Origin of the sequence: Escherichia sp. WS3227_2 (assembly GCF_046486495.1) — a bacterium.
GTDB lineage: Bacteria > Pseudomonadota > Gammaproteobacteria > Enterobacterales > Enterobacteriaceae > Escherichia > Escherichia coli.
In genome coordinates this window covers 33,905-54,527 of the sequence record NZ_JBJQLG010000005.1, presented here as the reverse complement: position 1 = coordinate 54,527, position 20,623 = coordinate 33,905, and the positions used below count along the sequence as shown (strand labels likewise).

General features: G+C 52.1%; 25 protein-coding genes and 1 tRNA gene. 10 read left to right on the top strand and 16 right to left on the bottom strand.

What is annotated here, in order from left to right; translation table 11 throughout:
• Positions 1-21: 21 nt before the first annotated feature.
• Entirely contained in the window at positions 22-2,766 is a 2,745-nt protein-coding gene (gene torS, locus ACJHXB_RS08560; RefSeq protein ID WP_001054730.1) for a TMAO reductase system sensor histidine kinase/response regulator TorS, read from the top strand.
• 71 nt (positions 2,767-2,837) lie between these two features.
• Positions 2,838-3,911, top strand: coding sequence for a 4Fe-4S binding protein (locus tag ACJHXB_RS08555; RefSeq protein ID WP_000136997.1), 1,074 nt, complete (start codon positions 2,838-2,840; stop codon positions 3,909-3,911).
• A 48-nt stretch (positions 3,912-3,959) separates the two neighbouring features.
• On the opposite strand, the gene ACJHXB_RS08550 is transcribed toward ACJHXB_RS08555, so the two are convergent.
• Genes ACJHXB_RS08550 through cspG form a run of 4 tightly spaced genes read right to left on the bottom strand, consistent with a single transcriptional unit; the run spans position 3,960 to position 4,739 of the window.
• Entirely contained in the window at positions 3,960-4,133 is a 174-nt protein-coding gene (locus ACJHXB_RS08550) for a GnsA/GnsB family addiction module toxin (protein WP_001019197.1), read from the bottom strand.
• On the bottom strand, positions 4,123-4,353 hold the full coding sequence (ymcE, locus tag ACJHXB_RS08545) for a protein YmcE (protein ID WP_001309400.1): 231 nt from the start codon (positions 4,351-4,353) through the stop codon (positions 4,123-4,125). Before ymcE ends, ACJHXB_RS08550 begins: the two co-directional genes overlap by 11 nt.
• Positions 4,328-4,516: a cold-shock protein gene (locus ACJHXB_RS08540; protein WP_071556308.1), complete on the bottom strand. Its 189-nt coding sequence runs from the start codon at positions 4,514-4,516 to the stop codon at positions 4,328-4,330. Before ACJHXB_RS08540 ends, ymcE begins: the two co-directional genes overlap by 26 nt.
• Positions 4,517-4,526: 10 nt before the next feature.
• Entirely contained in the window at positions 4,527-4,739 is a 213-nt protein-coding gene (gene cspG / locus ACJHXB_RS08535; RefSeq protein ID WP_000066490.1) for a cold shock protein CspG, read from the bottom strand.
• 285 nt (positions 4,740-5,024) lie between these two features.
• Here cspG and cspH point away from each other — a divergent pair, with 285 nt between their 5' ends.
• The gene (cspH, locus tag ACJHXB_RS08530) at positions 5,025-5,237 is read left to right on the top strand and encodes a cold shock-like protein CspH (RefSeq protein ID WP_000087762.1); all 213 of its coding nucleotides are present in this window, start codon (positions 5,025-5,027) and stop codon (positions 5,235-5,237) included.
• Here the strand turns inward: cspH and appA are convergent.
• The 10 genes from appA to hyaA form a co-directional block, all read right to left on the bottom strand.
• Complete coding sequence (gene appA / locus ACJHXB_RS08525; protein WP_001366242.1) at positions 5,225-6,535, bottom strand: bifunctional acid phosphatase/4-phytase; 1,311 nt, start codon at positions 6,533-6,535, stop codon at positions 5,225-5,227. The two genes, cspH and appA, sit on opposite strands and share 13 nt — an antisense overlap.
• A 79-nt stretch (positions 6,536-6,614) precedes the next feature.
• Positions 6,615-6,707 (bottom strand): cytochrome bd-II oxidase subunit CbdX, encoded by a 93-nt coding sequence (gene cbdX / locus ACJHXB_RS08520; protein ID WP_000270305.1) that lies wholly within the window; start codon positions 6,705-6,707, stop codon positions 6,615-6,617.
• Positions 6,708-6,719: 12 nt separating this feature from the next.
• On the bottom strand, positions 6,720-7,856 hold the full coding sequence (gene appB / locus ACJHXB_RS08515; protein WP_000460803.1) for a cytochrome d ubiquinol oxidase subunit II: 1,137 nt from the start codon (positions 7,854-7,856) through the stop codon (positions 6,720-6,722).
• Between the two features lie 11 nt (positions 7,857-7,867).
• Positions 7,868-9,412 carry a cytochrome bd-II oxidase subunit 1 gene (gene appC / locus ACJHXB_RS08510; protein WP_000263569.1) on the bottom strand — a complete coding sequence of 515 codons (1,545 nt, stop codon included), beginning with the start codon at positions 9,410-9,412 and terminating at the stop codon, positions 7,868-7,870.
• Between the two features lie 133 nt (positions 9,413-9,545).
• Complete coding sequence (locus tag ACJHXB_RS08505) at positions 9,546-10,403, bottom strand: hydrogenase expression/formation protein (RefSeq protein WP_000004887.1); 858 nt, start codon at positions 10,401-10,403, stop codon at positions 9,546-9,548.
• Complete coding sequence (gene hyaE, locus ACJHXB_RS08500) at positions 10,400-10,798, bottom strand: hydrogenase-1 operon protein HyaE (RefSeq protein WP_000063981.1); 399 nt, start codon at positions 10,796-10,798, stop codon at positions 10,400-10,402. The genes ACJHXB_RS08505 and hyaE overlap by 4 nt, the downstream gene beginning before the upstream one ends.
• Positions 10,795-11,382 (bottom strand): hydrogenase 1 maturation protease, encoded by a 588-nt coding sequence (gene hyaD, locus ACJHXB_RS08495; protein WP_000003669.1) that lies wholly within the window; start codon positions 11,380-11,382, stop codon positions 10,795-10,797. Before hyaD ends, hyaE begins: the two co-directional genes overlap by 4 nt.
• Positions 11,379-12,086 (bottom strand): Ni/Fe-hydrogenase b-type cytochrome subunit, encoded by a 708-nt coding sequence (hyaC, locus tag ACJHXB_RS08490; RefSeq protein WP_001186424.1) that lies wholly within the window; start codon positions 12,084-12,086, stop codon positions 11,379-11,381. Before hyaC ends, hyaD begins: the two co-directional genes overlap by 4 nt.
• An 18-nt stretch (positions 12,087-12,104) precedes the next feature.
• The gene (gene hyaB / locus ACJHXB_RS08485; protein WP_000107417.1) at positions 12,105-13,898 is read right to left on the bottom strand and encodes a Ni/Fe-hydrogenase large subunit; all 1,794 of its coding nucleotides are present in this window, start codon (positions 13,896-13,898) and stop codon (positions 12,105-12,107) included.
• Positions 13,895-15,013, bottom strand: coding sequence for a hydrogenase 1 small subunit (gene hyaA, locus ACJHXB_RS08480; protein ID WP_001058323.1), 1,119 nt, complete (start codon positions 15,011-15,013; stop codon positions 13,895-13,897). The genes hyaB and hyaA overlap by 4 nt, the downstream gene beginning before the upstream one ends.
• Positions 15,014-15,438: 425 nt before the next feature.
• Between hyaA and ACJHXB_RS08475 the strand changes: the two genes are divergently transcribed.
• The 3 genes from ACJHXB_RS08475 (at position 15,439) to tusE (ending at position 16,812) form a co-directional block, all read left to right on the top strand.
• Positions 15,439-15,526: transfer RNA gene (locus ACJHXB_RS08475), tRNA-Ser, on the top strand.
• Positions 15,527-15,732: 206 nt separating this feature from the next.
• Entirely contained in the window at positions 15,733-16,392 is a 660-nt protein-coding gene (yccA, locus tag ACJHXB_RS08470) for an FtsH protease modulator YccA (RefSeq protein WP_000375136.1), read from the top strand.
• A 90-nt stretch (positions 16,393-16,482) separates the two neighbouring features.
• Positions 16,483-16,812 (top strand): sulfurtransferase TusE, encoded by a 330-nt coding sequence (tusE, locus tag ACJHXB_RS08465; protein ID WP_000904442.1) that lies wholly within the window; start codon positions 16,483-16,485, stop codon positions 16,810-16,812.
• On the opposite strand, the gene yccX is transcribed toward tusE, so the two are convergent.
• Positions 16,809-17,087 carry an acylphosphatase gene (gene yccX, locus ACJHXB_RS08460; protein WP_000048232.1) on the bottom strand — a complete coding sequence of 93 codons (279 nt, stop codon included), beginning with the start codon at positions 17,085-17,087 and terminating at the stop codon, positions 16,809-16,811. The genes tusE and yccX overlap by 4 nt on opposite strands.
• 94 nt (positions 17,088-17,181) lie before the next feature.
• On the opposite strand from yccX, the gene rlmI reads away from it, so the two are divergent.
• Both rlmI and hspQ read left to right on the top strand, forming a co-directional pair.
• A complete protein-coding gene (rlmI, locus tag ACJHXB_RS08455; RefSeq protein ID WP_000116323.1) occupies positions 17,182-18,372 on the top strand; it encodes a 23S rRNA (cytosine(1962)-C(5))-methyltransferase RlmI in 1,191 nt (396 codons plus the stop codon).
• 57 nt (positions 18,373-18,429) lie between these two features.
• On the top strand, positions 18,430-18,747 hold the full coding sequence (gene hspQ / locus ACJHXB_RS08450) for a heat shock protein HspQ (RefSeq protein ID WP_001295356.1): 318 nt from the start codon (positions 18,430-18,432) through the stop codon (positions 18,745-18,747).
• Positions 18,748-18,791: 44 nt separating this feature from the next.
• Here hspQ and ACJHXB_RS08445 read toward each other — a convergent pair whose 3' ends face one another.
• Positions 18,792-19,205 carry a CoA-binding protein gene (locus ACJHXB_RS08445; protein ID WP_001469505.1) on the bottom strand — a complete coding sequence of 138 codons (414 nt, stop codon included), beginning with the start codon at positions 19,203-19,205 and terminating at the stop codon, positions 18,792-18,794.
• A gap of 172 nt (positions 19,206-19,377) precedes the next feature.
• Between ACJHXB_RS08445 and ACJHXB_RS08440 the strand changes: the two genes are divergently transcribed.
• Complete coding sequence (locus tag ACJHXB_RS08440) at positions 19,378-20,040, top strand: DUF2057 family protein (protein WP_000847791.1); 663 nt, start codon at positions 19,378-19,380, stop codon at positions 20,038-20,040.
• 96 nt (positions 20,041-20,136) lie between these two features.
• Positions 20,137-20,595 (top strand): methylglyoxal synthase, encoded by a 459-nt coding sequence (gene mgsA / locus ACJHXB_RS08435; protein ID WP_000424181.1) that lies wholly within the window; start codon positions 20,137-20,139, stop codon positions 20,593-20,595.
• The last annotated feature ends 28 nt before the right edge of the window (positions 20,596-20,623 follow it).

The window sequence follows — 20,623 nt, the reverse complement described above, 5'->3', positions numbered from 1 at the left end:
TTCATCTTAAGTGCACCGACCGTGAATTTAACCCTGACCCGAAGACTCTGGATGGGCTTTGCCCTGATGGCGCTGTTAACCCTGACCAGTACCCTGGTGGGATGGTACAACCTGCGCTTTATCAGCCAGGTGGAAAAAGACAACACTCAGGCATTGATTCCTACCATGAATATGGCGCGCCAGTTGAGCGAAGCCAGCGCCTGGGAACTTTTCGCCGCGCAGAACCTGACCAGTGCCGATAACGAAAAGATGTGGCAGGCGCAGGGGCGAATGCTCACCGCACAAAGCCTGAAGATTAATGCGTTGCTGCAAGCGTTACGGGAACAAGGTTTTGATACCACCGCTATTGAACAACAGGAGCAGGAGATCTCCCGTTCGTTACGTCAGCAAGGGGAACTGGTGGGACAGCGTTTGCAACTGCGCCAGCAACAACAGCAACTCAGTCAGCAGATAGTCGCCGCCGCCGATGAAATCGCACGCCTGGCGCAAGGTCAGGCGAATAATGCGGCAACCTCCGCCGGAGCGACCCAGGCCGGGATTTACGATTTGATTGAACAACATCAGCGTCAGGCCGCAGAAAGTGCACTCGATCGGCTGATTGATATCGATCTTGAGTATGTTAACCAGATGAATGAACTGCGCCTTAGCGCCCTGCGGGTGCAGCAAATGGTGATGAATCTGGGGCTGGAACAAATCCAGAAAAATGCGCCAACGCTGGAAAAGCAGCTCAATAATGCGGTGAAAATTCTGCAACGTCGGCAAATACGCATTGAAGATCCGGGAGTTCGTGCTCAGGTCGCAACAACGTTAACTACCGTTAGCCAATATAACGATTTGCTGGCGCTGTATCAGCAGGACAGTGAAATCAGCAATCGCCTGCAAACTCTCGCCCAAAATAACATCGCCCAGTTCGCGCAGTTTAGTAGCGAAGTCAGTCAGCTGGTCGACACCATTGAGCTACGTAATCAGCACGGACTGGCGCATCTGGAAAAAGCCAGTTCACGCGGGCAATACAGCCTGTTATTACTGGGGATGGTTTCACTTTGTGCATTGATTCTGATCCTCTGGCGCGTGGTTTATCGCTCAGTCACGCGTCCACTTGCCGAACAAACGCAGGCGCTGCAACGCTTACTGGACGGTGATATCGACTCCCCTTTTCCGGAAACCGCTGGCGTGCGGGAGCTGGATACCATCGGGCGGCTGATGGATGCGTTTCGCAGCAGTGTTCATGCGCTGAATCGCCACCGCGAACAGCTGGCGGCACAGGTCAAAGCGCGTACAGCTGAATTGCAGGAGCTGGTGATAGAACACCGACAGGCACGGGCGGAAGCAGAAAAAGCCAGCCAGGCAAAATCGGCGTTTCTGGCGGCGATGAGCCATGAGATCCGCACACCGCTGTACGGTATTCTTGGCACCGCGCAACTGCTGGCAGATAACCCCGCACTTAATGCCCAGCGCGATGATTTGCGGGCAATTACCGACTCTGGTGAATCGTTGCTGACCATCCTCAACGATATTCTCGATTATTCGGCTATCGAAGCAGGCGGCAAGAATGTTTCGGTCAGCGATGAACCCTTTGAACCGCGCCCGTTGCTGGAAAGTACCCTGCAATTAATGAGCGGACGGGTGAAAGGTCGCCCGATTCGCCTGGCAACTGAAATTGCCGACGATGTACCGACTGCGTTAATGGGCGATCCGCGGCGTATTCGTCAGGTCATTACCAACCTGTTGAGCAACGCCCTGCGTTTCACCGACGAAGGGTACATTATCCTGCGTAGTCGCACTGATGGCGAGCTGTGGCTGGTCGAAGTGGAAGACAGCGGCTGCGGTATTGATCCCGCGAAACTGGCTGAAATCTTCCAGCCATTTGTTCAGGTTAGCGGCAAACGCGGCGGCACCGGGCTGGGGCTGACTATCAGTAGCCGTCTGGCCCAGGCGATGAGCGGCGAACTGAGCGCCACCAGCACGCCGGAGGTTGGAAGCTGTTTTTGTTTACGCTTGCCGTTACGTGTTGCCACTGCACCCGTGCCAAAAACAGTCAATCAGGCGGTGCATCTGGACGGTTTACGTTTGCTGTTAATTGAAGATAACCCGCTAACCCAGCGAATTACCGTTGAGATGCTGAACAACAGTGGGGCGCAGGTCGTTGCGGTAGGAAATGCCGCGCACGCAATAGAGACGTTGCAAAATAGCGAACCGTTTGCTGCCGCACTGGTGGATTTTGATCTGCCCGATATCGACGGCATTACGCTTGCCCGGCAACTGGCACAGCAATATCCGTCGCTGGTTTTGATTGGCTTTAGCGCTCATGTCATCGACGAAACGTTGCGCCAGCGTACCAGTTCATTATTTCGCGGGATTATCCCTAAACCGGTGCCGCGTGAAGTGCTCGGTCAGTTACTGGCGCACTATCTCCAACTGCAAGTCAATAACGATCAACCGCTGGATGTATCGCAACTCAATGAAGATGCTCAGTTGATGGGGACGGAGAAGATCCACGAATGGCTGGCATTATTTAAACAACATGCCCTGCCGCTTCTCGATGACATCGGCATCGCCCGCTCCAGCCAGAACAGCGAAAAAATAAAGCGTGCCGCACATCAGCTAAAAAGCAGTTGCTCGAGTCTGGGAATGCGTAGCGCCAGCCAGCTTTGCGCACAACTGGAGCAGCAGCCATTATCTGCCCCCCTTCCACACGAAGAAATTACACGCAGTGTTGCCGCTCTGAAAGCATGGTTAAATAAGAAAGACCTGAACGCGATTTGAATCAATATCAGCCAGTTAAGAACAACTAGAATAGTGGCATTTGGTATGCAACTTAACGGACTGGCAAAATCATGACAGAGAAAAGAAGAACCCGCTGGCAGCGGCGGCCAGGCACGACGGGCGGCAAATTACCGTGGAATGACTGGCGCAATGCCACGACCTGGCGTAAAGCGACGCAATTATTACTGTTGGCAATTAATATTTATATTGCCATCACGTTCTGGTATTGGGTGCGCTATTACGAAACGGCAGGTAGTACGACATTTGTCGCCAGGCCAGGGGGCATCGAAGGCTGGCTACCGATTGCCGGTCTGATGAATCTGAAATATAGCCTTGCAACAGGTCAGTTACCGTCCGTCCACGCCGCCGCGATGCTGTTATTGGTCGCTTTTATCGTCATCAGTCTATTACTAAAAAAGGCCTTTTGTTCATGGTTATGCCCGGTTGGTACGCTTTCTGAATTAATCGGCGATCTCGGTAGCAAACTGTTTGGTCGGCAATGTGTCCTTCCCCGCTGGCTGGATATTCCTCTGCGCGGCGTGAAGTATTTGCTGTTGAGTTTTTTTCTCTATATTGCGTTATTGATGCCCGCTCAGGCGATTCACTATTTTATGTTGTCGCCCTACAGCGTGGTGATGGACGTTAAAATGCTCGATTTCTTTCGTCATATGGGGACCGCGACATTAATCAGCGTGACCGTTTTGCTGATTGCCAGCCTGTTTATTCGCCATACCTGGTGTCGTTATCTTTGCCCATATGGCGCGCTGATGGGCGTGGTTTCGCTATTATCACCGTTTAAGATTCGTCGCAATGCCGAAAGTTGTATCGACTGTGGCAAATGCGCAAAAAATTGCCCATCACGGATCCCGGTCGATAAATTAATTCAGGTACGAAGCGTGGAATGTACCGGTTGTATGAGTTGCGTAGAGTCATGTCCGGTAGCCTCAACATTGACCTTTTCACTGCAAAAACCTGCGGCAAATAAAAAAGCCTTTGCGTTGTCTGGCTGGTTAATGACGCTACTGGTTCTGGGGATTATGTTTGCGGTGATTGGTTACGCAATGTATGCGGGAGTATGGCAAAGCCCGGTGCCGGAGGAATTGTACCGACGCTTAATTCCGCAAGCGCCAATGATTGGTCACTAAATTAGCAACAAGCGGAACATCACCTCGCACGGGGTGATGTTCACAAAATCACATTATTTTGATTTTGACATCATAACTTTCAAGCCCGGTCATTTTTTCTCGTGCGGTGAAGCGAATTTCAGAGACTTCTTTCCCTGTGTTCTTGTTCAGCTCGGCGATTTTTTGCGCGATAAAGTCGGCGATTTCCGTTTCGGCTTGTTTTTTTAACTCTTCAATATTCACTGTTAACCTCTTCTGGTCTTAAAAGACAGCAACACGCCAGTAAGGTGTTGGTTCCCGGTACCCTGGTCAGGTAAGAAATGTTATAAGCCATCTCCCCGAAAGATTCAATAATCAACAGGTTATCGCTTACTATACATACAGCGTTGAAGAAAAATAAGGCAGATATAAAAAAGGCTCCACGAGGGAGCCTGATATTATTTTGTGAAATCCAGCGGCGCATGGTCAGTGCGTATTTGCAGCGCGACGTTATCAAAGGTGATCATCGTCGATTTACAAAAAATACACTTTGCCCCTAAAGGATTTCGCTCCGTCACATCGAATGCCGATGTGCGGTACAGTGAACCATGACAACATGGACAGCGGAAATGGAGATGTTGAGTAATAACGGCAACCTTAGAGCGTAACAACGTTCGCTGCCGCGGGACCACGTTGCCCCTGCTCAATAGAAAATTCAACTTTCTGATTTTCGTTCAGCGTGCGGAATTCATTGCTCTGGATGGCGGTGAAATGGACGAAAACGTCTTTGCTGCCATCATCAGGAGTGATAAAGCCAAAACCTTTATCTGCGTTAAACCATTTTACTAAACCAGTCATTTTATTAGACATATTTTACTTCCTTCATTTTGGGCCTTTCGGCAAACAGGGCTTTAATACAGAAACTACTTAGTGTTCAGGAGAGAGACTCAAAAGAAGGGGATAATGCCTGATAATGAGAACTGCTTTAGTAAACTACTTTGTATGCTGTCTGTCTTTCAAACCGACGCAGCTATTAACGCATGATAATTGAGATTAAGCAAATTTTATTTTAGCCGTCCGGCGGTCTTAAATATCGCTGGCTTTATTTTATTAACCCCGTATAGTGCAGCGCAGTATTTTCAGTAAGGAATTTGTTTGTCCCGTAAAATGACAGGAATTGTCAAAACCTTTGATCGCAAAAGCGGCAAAGGATTCATTATCCCCTCCGACGGTCGTAAAGAAGTCCAGGTCCATATTTCCGCATTCACTCCCCGCGACGCAGAAGTGCTTATACCAGGATTACGCGTGGAATTTTGCCGCGTAAATGGCCTGCGAGGACTAACAGCGGCAAATGTTTATTTGTCTTGATGGAGAGCACACGCCGGTATGCGTGCTTCATTCACGATTTGCGTAAAACCTGCCAACGAACACATGCCCTGCGCATTTCGCTCTTTACATCCTGCCAGGGTCAGTTTCACCTCTCCGGGCGGCGTATTTAATGACAGCGGCGTTTTATCACGCATCTGCTGTAAAGTCTGGAAGACCAGCGAAACCTGAATCCACTGGCTGTTATCGCTTAGCCGACGCCAGCGTTCAAACACCAGTTCACCCCCAGGCGGCGTGTTATCCGGCTGACCTGGAAGCGTCCAGTTGAGCTCCAGTGCGCCGCCGAGATTTGCCAGATTAGTATCGTGTCCGGCAATAAACAGCACTGAAGTGGGTAATGTCACACCATACGCCTGTTTTTGCGGTGGATGGGGCGTCAACGCTGCCATGATCAAATCCAATAACGGGGTGGCGCGACTGCGGGCAACCTCTGGCGTGCGTTGTAGTAAATAAAATTGCGCGTTATGCAAACTTAGCAAGGTGTTCCACTGGTGTGAATCAGTGATCCTTCCCCACCCCGGCTCCGGCATTCCTTGTGCCTGTTGCAGGAGAAATATCTCCGTCAGCATTGATGCGAGGCTTACCGCACCGGTTAATGAGACATTGTCGGCGCTCACCTTGAGTTCCGATGGTAATGCCTGCGTTAATGAACAGCTTTCGTCCTGTTTCTCACGGTTAAGGCACAAGTTTGATTGCGGGAAATTAAGCACCCGTTCCAGTTCACGAAACGCCGTTTGCCGATGCCCGGTAAAGTCAGCAATTGACCCTCCTGCCCTGCTGAGGATCGCGTCAGTCACGTTCGCGTTATCCAGTTGGCAAACGCCAGTTTTTAGAGGATTAAATAACGGATCGGGACTGGAGGTATCTGCCTGGGTATGTACGGTTATTGCACAGTCAGGTGCCAGCCCGGCGGCGAAGGCTTCGCCTGTTTTACGGGTACGCTCGTCGACATCAGCAATAATCGCGACCTGACCAGGCTGCGGGCAGCCCTTTTTCGTCAGCAATCCGTCGGCTACCAGACGCTGGCGTTGGTAATGTCCGAGATAGGCGATCAGCTCACCACCGCGCGGTGTCAGCCAACCCAGTTTTACCGGCCAGGTTGGCCATGCGTCTGGGGTGACATCCTGCATCAGTTGCGTGGCCTTGGTTGGTGCACGCACACCATGACGACTGACAATCACCACACTTTCCAGCTTCAGCTCCGGCTCACTCTGAGCGAATGCAGATTGCGGGGTGAACGGAATCAGAAGAGATAAGAATGGGATCAAGATCGCTTTCATCGATATGTTTCCGCTTTTCATATCCGACATTATTGATTGCCTGATGCGACGCTAATGCGCCTCATCAGGCTTACGTTCGTTAACTTTTCAGACGCGGGTCCAACCATACCAACACAAGGGTGGAGAGCGAACACATCAACAAAATGCCGACGAACCAAAGTAAATACCACATTGTTCCTGCTCCTTAGTACAACTCGTTTTCGTTACGGCGGAGAGTTTCTGTTGTCATGCGCCCCCACATTTTGTAGTAGCTCCAGAGAGTGTAGAGCAACACAATGGGCAAAAATATCAGCACGATTACCAACATAATGCTCAGCGTCAGCTGGCTGGAAGTACTGTCCCACAACGTCAGGCTGGAGATCGGACTCACGCTTGACGGCATGACAAAGGGGAACAGCGTGATGCCTGCCGTGAAAATCACGCCAAATTGCATCAATGACGCCATCAAAAATCCCCAACCCGGGCGACCACGATAAATCGCCATCACCGTCAGCAATGGGCAGAAGAACCCCAGCAGCGGGAAGATCCACAGAACGGGCGATTCGACGAAATTATTCATCCAGGCACCAGGTAGCACTGCCACCAGTTTCATTAACGGATTGGAAGGACCGTTAGCATCCTGGGCGAGCAGTACAAAGCCATCAATACCGACCCACAGCCAGTAACCCGCCAGCAAAAAGCACAGCATCACCAACAGTGCAGCCCGTTTAGTCGCCAGCTGTGAACGCAGATGAATCACACCAACAGTTTTCAGTTGTAACCAGACGCCACCTTGCAAAATCACCATTCCAAGGCTGAGCAATCCGCACAATAAAGGGAATGGCGTCAGCAGTTGCCAAAAGCTGCCGAGATATTCCACGCGTAATTGCGGTGTGAAGGCAAACGGCACGCCGAGCAGCAAGTTGCCGAAGGCAATACCGAAGACTACCGGCGGCACCAGACTGCCGATGACCAGTCCAGCATCCCACATTTTACGCCAGCGTGCATCGGCGATTTTTCCGCGATAATCAAAGGCCAGCGGGCGGAAGAATAGCGAGCACAGCACCAGAATCATCGCCACATAAAAGCCGGAAAACGCCGCTGCATAAACTCTGGGCCAGGCGGCAAATAATGCCCCACCTGCGAGGATTAACCAGACCTGATTGCCTTCCCAGTGCGCGCCAACGCTGTTTATCACTATCCGGCGTTCATCATCATTACGCGCCACCAGAGGCAGCAGACAGCCGATCCCCATGTCAAATCCGTCGGAGATCATAAAGACCACCAGGATCACGCCAATCAGCAGCCACCAGATGAAGCGCAATGTTTCATAATCAAACATGATTTTCTCCTTTACCCCTGTTGCTGCGTCGGTTGTTCACTCTGCATCGCGCTCGGCCCCAGACGGGCATATTTCTGCATCAGGTAGACTTCGGCGATTAAGAACAGGGTGTAAAGCCCTACGATCATGATCAGTGAGAAAGCCAGTTGTCCTGTGGTTAAGGCGGAGTGCGCGGAGTATGTCGGTAAGATGTCCTGTATCGCCCACGGCTGACGACCAAACTCGGTCATAAACCACCCGGCTTCAATCGCAATCCACGGCAGCGGCAAACTCCAGAGCGCCATTTTCAGCACCCAGCGATGCTGGTCGATTTTGCCACGCAGCGTCTGGACAAGCGCAATCAGCATCACCAGTAGCAGCAGAGAACCACAGCCCACCATGATGCGGAAACTCCAGAATACCGGCGCAACCTGAGGTATCGCGCCACGCATCGCCGCCTGGTACTGTGCAGCTGTGACATGGTTCATATCCGGCGCATAGCGGGAGAGCAACATGCCGTAACCCAGGTCGCCTTCCAACTCCCGAAATGCCTGCAACACATGCGGCTCACGATTGCCTTGCGATATTTCCTGCATTAACAGCCAGGCCATACGTCCGCGTTGCAAGCGTGGGTAGGTTTCAGTCATCAAATTCTTCAGACCCGGCACGGGTTTATCTAATGAGTGAGTGGCGAGGATCCCTAGCAGCGCGGGAATTTTGATAGCAAAGGCGTTACGCTCTTGATCCTGTTCCGGCCAGGCAACCACATGGAACGGTGCAGGTGCAGGTTCCGTTTGCCACTCCCCTTCCATCGCCGCCAGTTTTACCGGTTGTACTTGCGCGACTTCATACGCAGAACTGTCTCCGAGTTGCAGCGTGCCGATAATCGCCAGAGTACCGAAGACGGAACCGATGGCAAACGAGCGTAATGCGACATCGCGCTCCCGTCCGCGCAGTAAATACCAAGCGCTGATCGCCATAATAAACATGGCCCCAGTCACGTAGCCCGCCATTACGGTGTGCACAAATTTCACCTGGCTGACCGGGTTAAAGACCAGCTCGCTGAAGCTGGTCATTTCCATACGCAGGGTGTCGATATCAAAATGCGCACCGGTCGGGTATTGCATCCAACCGTTGGCATTCAATATCCACAACGCAGAGAGATTTGAACCGAACGCCACCAGCCACGTCACCAGCAGGTGCTGGTATTTATTCAGCCGTTGCCAGCCGAAGAAGAACAGCCCGACAAAGGTGGATTCGAGGAAGAAGGCCATTAATGCTTCCATCGCCAGCGGTGCGCCAAAAATATCGCCCACATAGTTGGAATAAAATGACCAGTTAGTACCAAACTGAAACTCCATGGTCAGGCCGGTAGCCACGCCAAGAGCAAAGTTGATACCGAAGAGCTTACCCCAGAAGCGCGTCATATCGCGGTAGATTGTTTTGCCGGTGACCACGTAAATGGTTTCCATGATAGCCAGCAAAAAAATCAGCCCCAGGGTAAGGGGTACAAATAAAAAGTGATACAGCGCGGTCAGAGCAAACTGCCAGCGCGATAAATCAATGACATCCCACATGCGCACTCCTGTAGGCGAAGAGAGAAAAATAACCCGTTAATGGTAGATCTCCCTCTTTATCCTGAAACTCTACGACCAGAGGTATTCGCCGATTGCGATATTCATAAGCCTGAAAGCGATACTTACCGTCTTTTTACGACGGTGCCCCTTCCGCCAGCCACTGACATACCTCACTAAGCCGCTGCGCAGAGTCGACCAAATCTTCTGGCGCTGCCAGAACCACTTCCGGTATCGGGCAGATTTCATAACTCTCAAGTAACGGGCCTTTTAAGGTGTCCGTACAGCGTAAATGCCAGACATGGCGTAACCCCGTGGCGTTGATATAGCTCTCGCCATAGCCAATGGTACGAATCTGAATATTTCCCGGCCCACAGAGACGTGAGAGAAAAAGCCGATCAGCCTCGCTGATGGGTAATTGCGTCAGATTAATGCTGTGCGGCTGCGCGTCGGGGTTACGTACATGCGCCAGTAACTCATGCGCCAACGGTAGGCCATTCATCAGGCCATCAATGGGCGGCGGTAACAGCGAATCTGTCGGCAAGACGTTTTGCGTTGCCGCCTGCCACAATGCCAGCGGCGCGCAGCCAGCCTCCAGTTTGTCCTCCAGCAACTTGTCGCCGCGACGTCTGCGCACCCGCCATAATCCGCAGAAGATCGCCTCCTGTATTTCACTTTCACTGTCGTCAGCCTGCTGCATGCGCACTGACACTTCCCCTTCCCCGAGAAGCGTATTGATAAAGTGACGATCGTCGGCGTTGAGATTTAACAGATCGACTGCCAGCACCTCGCCCAACGGCGGCTGGCATTCGCTTAGTTGATGTTGTAACTCGTTTAACAGCGCAATCACCTGCGGGCTGTGAGCACATTGCTCCAGGGCCGCCATACTCGGTTCATCATTCACCTGACAGGTGATCGGCAGTGGATTCATGCTGAAACTGTCATCGTTCGGTTGCGTTCCTGGCCCCAGCAGATGGAAAAAAGTTTCGCTCATGAGGCACGCTCCTGTTGTGGTTCGACAAGCCTACGCATCAGGTTTATCAGTTCCGCCCACGGGTGAATACCATTCAGCACGCCGCGATAGTTTCCGCCGGTAAACACTAATGTGGCGGGAAAGCGAAAGACGCCAAAGCGATCGCCGATGGCTTCGCTCTGCTCAAGGTCAGCAATCGCCACCTGCCATGTATAGTCGGGAAACTCGCGCAGTAATTCGCCAATCATTACCGGATTATCGCTGACCTCTGGCGTGCGTTTCGGGTCACTGCTTAATAACACCACGCCGTCTGGCGCTTGCGTAAGCCAGTCGTCAAGACGGGATTCACTGACCGGCGTCCAGCCGCGCGCCAGCATTCGTTGCCACAACGCATCAAATGGCGTGTCGTTGCTCATCTCTGCTCCTCCAACGTCATCCGGTACTGGCGCAAGCGAATGCCTTCATAATTTTCCATCGACAGACAGTCATAATTGAGACAGCGCGATTCATTAGCCGGTTGCGGCACAATTCCCCATGCAGCCAGCTGCGCCAGCGCCGCCTGTTCCGCTGCGGGCAGTTGCTCCCGTGCCAGTTCGCTCAGGCTGCCGCCGTAGTCGTCGAGCATTGCGGGTTGCAGACCGACGAGGGCAATATGTGCTGGCAGATGTCCGCGGATATCTGCCAGCGCCAGCACTTCGGAGAAACTGTTCTGGTGCAGGCTCATTTTCTTCGCGCTGAGATAAGCCGGAATGCGTTCTCCGGCATAGGTTCGCAGCGTTCCGGGTTCCAGCCCGTAATCAATGGCATCGAGGATCAACAAGTGACTGGCGCTTTCGACATACCCCAGCAAGTTCAGTCCCTGAGTACCGCCATCGACAATCTCCACATACTCGGGCCAGTGGTAATGGGCATACAGCCGTTCCGCCACCCGCACGCCGAAGCCTTCATCGGCCCACAGCAGGTTGCCCAGCCCCATTACCACCACGCGTTGCTCGCTCATGAACGCTCCTTGTTACTTATTTTGCCAAATTTGTGGCTACGGTAGCCGTTGACCATGGTGGAGATCACTGTGTCGTCGGACATGATGTCTTCACGCAGCGCCATGTAGACATGACCGATCACAAACGCGCCAATCAGCCACATCCCCAGCCGATGCCAGCTGTGAATGTCCATTGAGTTGCCGCCCGTCCAGTAGAAAAATTCCACCACATAACGGAACGGCGCAAAAATAGCGTACTGGCTGTGTTCGCTGTATAGCGCAAAGCCGGTGATGATCATAAAAACTGACATCAGGAAATAGCCGAACATCGCCGCCTGGGCGATGGGGTTATGGCCAATATCGGCACTCGGACGTTTTGCCAGAAACAGATACCAGCGGATTTCATACCACACGCCCTGCCACCAGCTTTTACGCCATACCGGCACGATAAACAGCTCGCGGGAGTAGCGATTGCCAACAAAAGCCCAGTAGATCCGCATCAGCAAGACCACGGTAAAAACCATCCCGGCGCTGAAGTGAATTAACCTGATGTAGCCCATATAGAACAGATACGTCGCCTCGCCACTGACGGAAGGTAGCGGCTTGCCGATAAAGTAACCGGTGACCATCAACACCGCCATGCATAACACCGTCAGCCAGTGCCATATCCGCACGGGTGCTTCAAAGACATAGTGACTGACAACGTTGTCGCTTTTCTGTTGCATGATGATTCTCCTTCGCTGTTAACGCACCTGCACGGAGATCAGCTCGCTACCGTCGTCGCCCAGCACGTGTGTTGAACAGGCGAGGCACGGGTCAAAGCTGTGCAGAGTACGCAGGATCTCCAGCGGTTGCTCGGGGATCGCCATTTTGGTGTTCATCAGCGCCGCTTCATAAGCGCCAATCTGCCCTTTGGGATCGCGCGGGCTGGCGTTCCAGGTGGTCGGCACCACGCACTGATAGAGATCAATCTTGCCATCGCGAATGGCAGCCCAGTGGCCTAACGCCCCGCGCGGCGCTTCGGTAAAGCCGACGCCACGGCACTCTGTCGGCCAGGTTGTAGGTTCCCATTTTTCAGTGGAAGCAGTGGCGAGATTGCCGTTTTTCAGGTTGGTCATCAGCTTGTCGAAGAAATACTGCAACTTACCTGCGGCCCACTGCGCTTCGTGCGCGCGACACAAAATGCGGCCCAACGTTGACTGGATGCCGGAAAGCGGCAGGTTCAACGCCGACATCATGCGATCAACCGACTCAACGGTCGCAGCATCGCCTTTGTGATAAGCGATTAACGTGCGTGCCAGCGGCCCCACTTCCATCGCATTACCGCGCCAGCGTGGCGCTTTGATCCACGAGTAGCGTTCCTGTTCATTCAGCTGCTGAATGTTGGTATCGCTGCCTTTGACATCGCCGGGGTTGTACCACGGGTCGGTGATGCCATCGAACGGATGACGCCCGACCTGATCGTTGGGATATCGATACCAGGCGTGGTCGACAAACTCCTGCACCTGCTGCGGATCAACCAAATCCACTGGCAGCACATTGTTGAAGTCGCCGTTAATCACCGCGCCGCCAGGCATCAGCAGACTTTTCTCGCCAAAGTCGTTGGCGATATCCGGGAACGCGCCGTAACTGAGAACGCATTTATCAGAAAGACCCGTGCCGATTTCGCTCCACGGTTTGTTGAACTGGCCGATGGCTAAGGCGTCGGGGATCATCACGTTGTTAATGAAGTCCGCCGTGCGGGTGATAATTGACTGCACCAGGTTCAGGCGTTCCATATTGACCGCCCCGACCGCGCCGCTTTCGTCAATGTTAATGGCGCAAGGCATCCCGCCGACAATCCAGTTTGGATGCGGGTTTTTACCGCCAAAGACCGCGTGGATTTTGACAATTTCACGCTGGAAATCGAGAGCTTCGAGATAGTGGGCAAAGCCCATCAGGTTAGCTTCTGGCGGCAGTTTGTACTGCGGGTGCCCCCAGTAGCCATTGCGGAAGATCCCCAACTGCCCGCCTTCAACGAATTTCTTCAGGCGATTTTGTACGTCGAAGAAATAGCCAGGGGATGATTTCGGCCATGAGGAGAGACTTTGCGCCAGTTCGGAGGTTTTCCGCGGGTCGGCTTTCAGCGCATCTAACACATCGATCCAGTCCATCCCGGCAAGCTGATAGAAGTGCACCAGATGATCGTGGCACCAGAGCGTTGCCAGCATAATGTTGCGGATGATATTGGCGTTGTCCGGCACTTTAATACCGATGGCATCTTCGATGGCGTAAACCGAAGCCAGGGCGTGTACGCCAGTACAGACGCCGCAGATACGTTCAACGAACGCCCACGCATCGCGCGGGTCGCGCCCTTGCAGGATGATCTCCAGCCCGCGAAACATGGTGCCGCAGGAGACGGCATTGGTGATTACATTCTGATCGTTGATATTCACTTCGCAGCGCATGTGGCCTTCAATGCGCGTAATCGGGTCGACCACCAGGCGGCGTCCGGCATTATTGATGGTGTATCCCTGAGTTTTGTACTGAGTGCTCATGCCTGTTTATCCTCATTGCCTGGCTGATGTTCGGTTTCTGTAGGTTGCTGGTTATGACGTCTGCGTTGGTCAACGGCGCTGGCAACTGCGTGCACACCAACAGCCGCTGCCACCACGCCAAGCGCGGTTAAACCGACGGTATCGGCGGTGGAATGAGTACCCATTTGTGGAATATCGACCACGCGGCTGTAGAACGAACCGCGATCCCAGAAACCATTTTCCGCACAACCCAGGCAGCCGTGACCTGACTGGATTGGGAAAGAAACGCCATCGTTCCAGCGTGTGGAGGAACAGGCGTTATAGGTGGTAGGCCCTTTGCAGCCCATTTTGTACAGGCAGTAACCTTTGCGGGCAGCGTCATCGTCCCAACTCTGCACGAACTCTCCGGCGTCAAAGTGAGCGCGGCGATAACATTTATCGTGGATTCGCTGACCATAGAACATCAATGGACGGCCCATTCTGTCGACATCCGGCAGACGATCAAAGGTCACCATGTAAGTAATGATGGCGCTCATCACATCCGGGATTGGCGGGCAGCCTGGCACTTTAATGATCGGTTTGTCGGTAATGACTTTATCGATAGGCGTTGCCTGCGTCGGGTTAGGTCGCGCGGCTTGTACACAGCCCCAGGACGCACAGGTGCCCCAGGCAATAATTGCACTGGCTCCGGCAGCGGCACGTTTGAGTTTCTCAATAAACGGTCGACCGCTGCTGATACAAAACATCCCCTGCTCGCCCAGCGGCGGATTACCTTCTACTGCGAGGATATATTTGCCATTGTATTGCGTGATGATGTCTTCAAAGACTTCTTCCGCCTGGGTTCCGGCGGCAGCCATCAAAGTATCGTCGTAATCGAGGGAAATCAGGGAAAGGATGACGTCCTTCGCCAGTGGGTGAGCGGAGCGGATAAAAGATTCGGTACAGCAGGTGCATTCCAGACCGTGGATCCACACCACCGGAATGCGGGGTTTGTTCTCCAGCGCCCAGGCAATCTTTGGTGCCATCCCCGCGCCTAATCCCAGCGACGTTGCAGCCAGACTGCAATATTTGAGAAAGCTGCGCCGGGTAACGCCCTGACGCCGCATGGCCTGGTAAAATGTTTCCTCGTTATTCATATCGCACGTCTCTTCTCCTTGCGACACCGGCAGGACACCGGGCGCTTATGGTCGGCAAGCGACGTCCCTGTAGCAAGGCAAACCATCGCTTCACGTGAGATGCTGAAAACGAAAGCTCATCCTTCTGCACTGGCGCACGTCGCCAGAAAGTAATGTTAATAAAGCGTAGTGAAACTTTTGCACAAAACAATACAAACTGTGTGGATTTATCTTTTAGCGATAAAAATGGACCTATTTTTCTTTGGCCGGGCGGTGGGGATGTTTAGCCGGTTGCTAAACGAGTAAAAGAGAAGGAATTCATGGTGATGAAATGATCAATCTGCTGTTATTTCACGCTATCAATGCACTTTTGGCTGTTTTTCAGGCAAACAAACAAATTAGGGGTTTACACGCCGCATCGGGATGTTTATAGTGCGCGTCATTCCGGAAGTGTGGCCGAGCGGTTGAAGGCACCGGTCTTGAAAACCGGCGACCCGAAAGGGTTCCAGAGTTCGAATCTCTGCGCTTCCGCCAAATAAGATAAGGGGTTAGCTAAATGCTAACCCCTTTTTCTTTTGCCTGTCGAAATTCTCAGGGCGTTATATTTGCTTAATGACCTGATAATCCGCTGTTAAACCTGTTCCAGATCAAATGCGTAAAGATGGGTAAAACTTCTGGGTGCCCTTACGCATTATCATTATGCTGCTTAATTAATTACATCTGTCATAGAGAGTGACTCAATGGATCGTATTGTTAGTTCTTCACATGACCGTACATCGCTGCTTAGCACCCATAAGGTGCTGCGTAATACCTATTTTCTGCTGAGCCTGACGCTGGCCTTTTCGGCGATTACCGCAACTGCCAGTACGGTGCTGATGCTGCCATCTCCGGGTCTGATTTTGACGCTGGTGGGTATGTATGGTTTGATGTTCCTGACCTATAAAACGGCGAATAAGCCGACCGGAATTATCTCCGCATTCGCCTTTACCGGTTTTCTGGGTTATATCCTCGGACCAATTCTGAATACCTATCTGTCTGCCGGAATGGGTGACGTAATCGCTATGGCACTGGGCGGAACGGCGTTAGTGTTCTTCTGCTGCTCTGCGTATGTGCTGACCACCCGCAAAGATATGTCGTTCCTTGGCGGTATGCTGATGGCGGGTATTGTGGTGGTGCTGATTGGTATGGTTGCTAATATCTTCCTGCAGCTGCCTGCCCTGCATCTGGCGATCAGCGCGGTCTTTATTCTGATCTCCTCTGGCGCTATCTTGTTTGAAACCAGCAACATCATTCATGGCGGTGAAACGAACTATATTCGTGCCACGGTTAGCCTTTATGTTTCGCTGTACAACATCTTCGTCAGCCTGCTGAGCATTCTGGGCTTCGCCAGCCGCGATTAATCTCACCCGCTAACACTTTCATAGCCTCGCTTTATGCGGGGCTTTGTTTTTTGTTACACTGCCGCCAGTCTGATTAAGGTAGTAATAATTATGCTGATCTTCGAAGGTAAAGAGATAGAAACGGATACCGAAGGCTATCTCAAAGAAAGCAGCCAGTGGAGTGAGCCGCTGGCAGTGGTGATTGCAGAGAACGAAGGGATTTCGCTGTCACCAGAACACTGGGAAGTGGTGCGTTTTGTGCGTGATTTCTATCTGGAATTCAATACTTCTCCGGCGATTCGTATGCTGGTAAAAGCGATGGCGAATAAATTTGGCGAAGAAAAAGGTAACAGCCGCTATTTATACCGACTGTTTCCGAAAGGTCCGGCTAAGCAAGCCACCAAAATTGCTGGCCTGCCAAAACCGGTAAAATGTATTTAACGGATACGAAAATCGGTTAATTCCCCCGAGGGATGATGCGGCTCGTTGAGCACCCGTTCCACACGTGCAGAACGCGGGCCGCCACTTTTTAACCACTGCATTAATTTTTCCACCTGCCCTTCTTCACCGCAGGCAACCACTTCCACGCTGCCATCGTCAAGATTTTTGGCGTACCCGGTTAGTCCCAGTTTTTTCGCTTCGTACTGCGTGGTGTAGCGGAATCCTACGCCCTGAACTCGCCCGTAAACCCAGGCAATTATGCAGACTTTCGACATTGCTGCTCTCCTTATCCTTAATGGACGCGTTGCAAATCCATGGAAAACTCCGGACAATGACGCCCATTTCTTTGCATCGATAGAAAAGTAAATTATGAGTGTACGTTTAGTGTTAGCCAAAGGGCGCGAAAAATCATTACTTCGTCGCCATCCGTGGGTCTTTTCCGGGGCCGTTGCCCGCATGGAAGGTAAAGTCAGCCTCGGTGAAACCATCGATATTGTTGATCATCAGGGAAAATGGTTAGCACGCGGCGCTTATTCGCCAGCTTCGCAAATCCGGGCGCGCGTCTGGACGTTTGACCCGTCAGAGTCTATCGACATTGCTTTTTTTACCCGCCGTTTGCAGCAAGCACAAAAATGGCGTGACTGGCTGGCACAAAAAGATGGCCTCGACAGCTATCGTTTAATCGCCGGTGAATCTGATGGTCTGCCGGGTATTACTATCGATCGTTTCGGTAATTTTCTGGTGCTGCAATTGCTGAGTGCTGGCGCAGAATATCAGCGCGCAGCATTAATTAGTGCCCTGCAAACGCTGTACCCGGAATGTGCGATTTACGATCGCAGCGACGTTGCGGTACGTAAAAAAGAAGGGATGGAACTGACCCAGGGCCCCGTTACCGGAGAGCTACCGCCTGCCCTGCTGCCGATTGAAGAACACGGCATGAAGCTGCTGGTGGACATACAGCACGGGCACAAAACGGGCTACTACCTGGACCAGCGTGACAGCCGCCTGGCTACCCGCCGCTACGTTGAAAATAAACGCGTACTGAACTGTTTCTCCTATACCGGTGGTTTCGCCGTATCGGCACTGATGGGCGGTTGCAGCCAGGTTGTCAGCGTTGATACCTCCCAGGAAGCCCTGGATATTGCACGGCAGAACGTTGAGCTGAACAAACTGGATCTGAGCAAGGCTGAGTTTGTCCGTGATGATGTCTTTAAATTGCTGCGAACCTATCGCGATCGCGGTGAAAAATTTGACGTTATCGTGATGGACCCGCCGAAGTTTGTTGAGAATAAAAGCCAGTTGATGGGCGCGTGTCGTGGCTATAAAGATATCAACATGCTGGCGATTCAGTTGCTGAATGAAGGCGGTATTCTCCTGACTTTCTCCTGTTCCGGTCTGATGACCAGCGATTTATTTCAGAAAATCATCGCGGATGCCGCAATTGATGCCGGCCGTGATGTACAATTTATAGAGCAGTTCCGTCAGGCAGCCGATCATCCGGTGATCGCTACCTACCCGGAAGGGCTATATCTGAAAGGGTTTGCCTGTCGCGTCATGTAACTTGAAATGTGGAATTTTACCCTTATATCAAAGGTAAAGATTTCCCGGGAGGTGACTATGATTGCCAGCAAATTCGGTATCGGCCAGCAGGTCCGCCATTCCCTGTTAGGTTATCTCGGAGTGGTCGTGGATATCGACCCGGTTTATTCGCTCTCTGAACCGTCGCCTGATGAGCTGGCGGTGAATGACGAGCTTCGCGCCGCTCCGTGGTATCACGTGGTGATGGAGGACGATAACGGCCTACCGGTTCATACCTACCTGGCTGAAGCCCAGCTAAGTAGCGAATTGCAGGATGAACATCCTGAACAGCCATCCATGGATGAGCTGGCGCAGACCATCCGCAAACAACTCCAGGCCCCGCGTCTGCGTAACTAATCCCTTAACAAATCCCCGGAAGGTTTTTGCCTTCCGGGGATTTTTTATTTGGCCAGGCCCAGGCGAGGGATCTCAATAGCCGGGCAGCGATTCATCACTACATTTAATCCGGCATCCCGAGCCAGTACTGCCGCTTGCTCATTAATCACCCCCAGTTGCATCCAGAGGGTTTTCGCGCCGATGGCGATCGCTTCCTGCGCTACGCCCCACGCCGCTTCTGAATTCCGGAAAACATCGACCATATCGACTTTTTCAGGAACTTCTGCCAGCGTGCCATACCCCTGCTGGCCCAGCAGCGTTTTGCCGGCAACTTTTGGTGAAACCGGAATGACGTGATACCCCTGGTCGAGTAGATATTTCATCACGCGATAGCTGGGACGATCGGGTTTGTCGCTTGCCCCCACCAGCGCAATGGTGTGAGTGGACGTTAAAATGCCTGCAATATCGGTTTCTTTCATTATTTCCTCCAGACTGTTTAACAAAGTGTACGACAAAGCCGACATGCCAACCATGCAGCTAATACGAATGAATGAGAGCAAAAGCGGGAAATATGTCTATATGTTAGTAAGTATGATTAAAGAAAAATTTTGACACATTATTATTCGGGCGGTCTTTTGACAGGAGCTACCTATGAAAACCGGCATCGTGACCACCTTGATTGCATTATGTTTGCCGGTATCCGTTTTTGCCACCACGCTGCGGCTTTCAACCGATGTCGATCTTCTGGTACTCGACGGTAAAAAGGTTTCCAGCTCTCTGCTGCGCGGTGCGGACAGCATTGAACTGGATAATGGACCGCATCAGTTAGTGTTTCGCGTTGAGAAGACGATTCATCTTTCCAATAGTGAAGAACGGCTGTATATCTCCCCACCGCTGGTGGTCAGTTTTAATACCCAGCTCATCAACCAGGTCAATTTTCGCCTGCCTCGTCTGGAGAATGAGCGGGAAGCTAACCATTTTGATGCCGCGCCGCGCCTTGAATTGTTGGATGGCGATGCGACGCCGATTCCGGTAAAGCTGGATATTCTCGCCATTACCTCAACGGCAAAAACGATTGATTATGAGGTCGAGGTTGAACGCTATAACAAATCCGCGAAACGCGCTTCACTACCGCAATTTGCCACGATGATGGCAGATGACAGTACGCTGCTTTCGGGTGTTTCCGAGCTAGATGCTATTCCACCGCAGTCTCAGGTGCTCACAGAACAACGGCTGAAGTATTGGTTTAAACTGGCTGACCCACAAACGCGAAATACTTTCCTGCAATGGGCGGAAAAACAACCATCTTCCTGAGATTTTTGTGCCTGTGCGCAGGCTTTTTCGGTCTTTATCTTGCAGCGATAAGTGCTTACAGTAATCTGTAGGAAAGTTAACTACGGATGTAACATTATGGAACTGACGACACGCACTTTACCTGCGCGGAAACATATTGCGCTGGTGGCACACGATCACTGCAAACAAATGCTGATGAGCTGGGTGGAACGACATCAACCGTTACTGGAACAACACGTACTGTATGCAACAGGCACTACCGGTAACTTGATTTCCCGTGCAACCGGCATGAACGTCAACGCGATGTTGAGTGGCCCAATGGGGGGTGACCAGCAGGTTGGCGCATTGATCTCAGAAGGGAAAATTGATGTATTGATTTTCTTCTGGGACCCACTAAACGCCGTGCCGCACGACCCTGACGTGAAAGCCTTGCTGCGTCTGGCGACGGTATGGAACATTCCGGTCGCCACCAACGTGGCAACGGCAGACTTCATTATCCAGTCGCCGCATTTCAACGACGCGGTCGATATTCTGATCCCCGATTATCAGCGTTATCTCGCGGACCGTCTGAAGTAATATTGCACAGGTGGCAAACGCCACCTGT

Excerpts from the sequence above, each read along its gene's own strand:
- ACJHXB_RS08555 (WP_000136997.1), top strand. The coding sequence starts at position 2,838 with ATGACAGAGAAAAGAAGAACCCGCTGGCAGCGGCGGCCAGGCACGACG.
- ymcE (WP_001309400.1), bottom strand. The coding sequence starts at position 4,353 with ATGCGCCGCTGGATTTCACAAAATAATATCAGGCTCCCTCGTGGAGCC.
- cspG (WP_000066490.1), bottom strand. The coding sequence starts at position 4,739 with ATGTCTAATAAAATGACTGGTTTAGTAAAATGGTTTAACGCAGATAAA.
- appA (WP_001366242.1), bottom strand. The coding sequence starts at position 6,535 with ATGAAAGCGATCTTGATCCCATTCTTATCTCTTCTGATTCCGTTCACC.
- cbdX (WP_000270305.1), bottom strand. The coding sequence starts at position 6,707 with ATGTGGTATTTACTTTGGTTCGTCGGCATTTTGTTGATGTGTTCGCTC.
- appB (WP_000460803.1), bottom strand. The coding sequence starts at position 7,856 with ATGTTTGATTATGAAACATTGCGCTTCATCTGGTGGCTGCTGATTGGC.
- appC (WP_000263569.1), bottom strand. The coding sequence starts at position 9,412 with ATGTGGGATGTCATTGATTTATCGCGCTGGCAGTTTGCTCTGACCGCG.
- ACJHXB_RS08505 (WP_000004887.1), bottom strand. The coding sequence starts at position 10,403 with ATGAGCGAAACTTTTTTCCATCTGCTGGGGCCAGGAACGCAACCGAAC.
- hyaE (WP_000063981.1), bottom strand. The coding sequence starts at position 10,798 with ATGAGCAACGACACGCCATTTGATGCGTTGTGGCAACGAATGCTGGCG.
- hyaD (WP_000003669.1), bottom strand. The coding sequence starts at position 11,382 with ATGAGCGAGCAACGCGTGGTGGTAATGGGGCTGGGCAACCTGCTGTGG.
- hyaC (WP_001186424.1), bottom strand. The coding sequence starts at position 12,086 with ATGCAACAGAAAAGCGACAACGTTGTCAGTCACTATGTCTTTGAAGCA.
- hyaB (WP_000107417.1), bottom strand. The coding sequence starts at position 13,898 with ATGAGCACTCAGTACAAAACTCAGGGATACACCATCAATAATGCCGGA.
- hyaA (WP_001058323.1), bottom strand. The coding sequence starts at position 15,013 with ATGAATAACGAGGAAACATTTTACCAGGCCATGCGGCGTCAGGGCGTT.
- yccA (WP_000375136.1), top strand. The coding sequence starts at position 15,733 with ATGGATCGTATTGTTAGTTCTTCACATGACCGTACATCGCTGCTTAGC.
- tusE (WP_000904442.1), top strand. The coding sequence starts at position 16,483 with ATGCTGATCTTCGAAGGTAAAGAGATAGAAACGGATACCGAAGGCTAT.
- yccX (WP_000048232.1), bottom strand. The coding sequence starts at position 17,087 with ATGTCGAAAGTCTGCATAATTGCCTGGGTTTACGGGCGAGTTCAGGGC.
- rlmI (WP_000116323.1), top strand. The coding sequence starts at position 17,182 with ATGAGTGTACGTTTAGTGTTAGCCAAAGGGCGCGAAAAATCATTACTT.
- hspQ (WP_001295356.1), top strand. The coding sequence starts at position 18,430 with ATGATTGCCAGCAAATTCGGTATCGGCCAGCAGGTCCGCCATTCCCTG.
- ACJHXB_RS08445 (WP_001469505.1), bottom strand. The coding sequence starts at position 19,205 with ATGAAAGAAACCGATATTGCAGGCATTTTAACGTCCACTCACACCATT.
- ACJHXB_RS08440 (WP_000847791.1), top strand. The coding sequence starts at position 19,378 with ATGAAAACCGGCATCGTGACCACCTTGATTGCATTATGTTTGCCGGTA.
- mgsA (WP_000424181.1), top strand. The coding sequence starts at position 20,137 with ATGGAACTGACGACACGCACTTTACCTGCGCGGAAACATATTGCGCTG.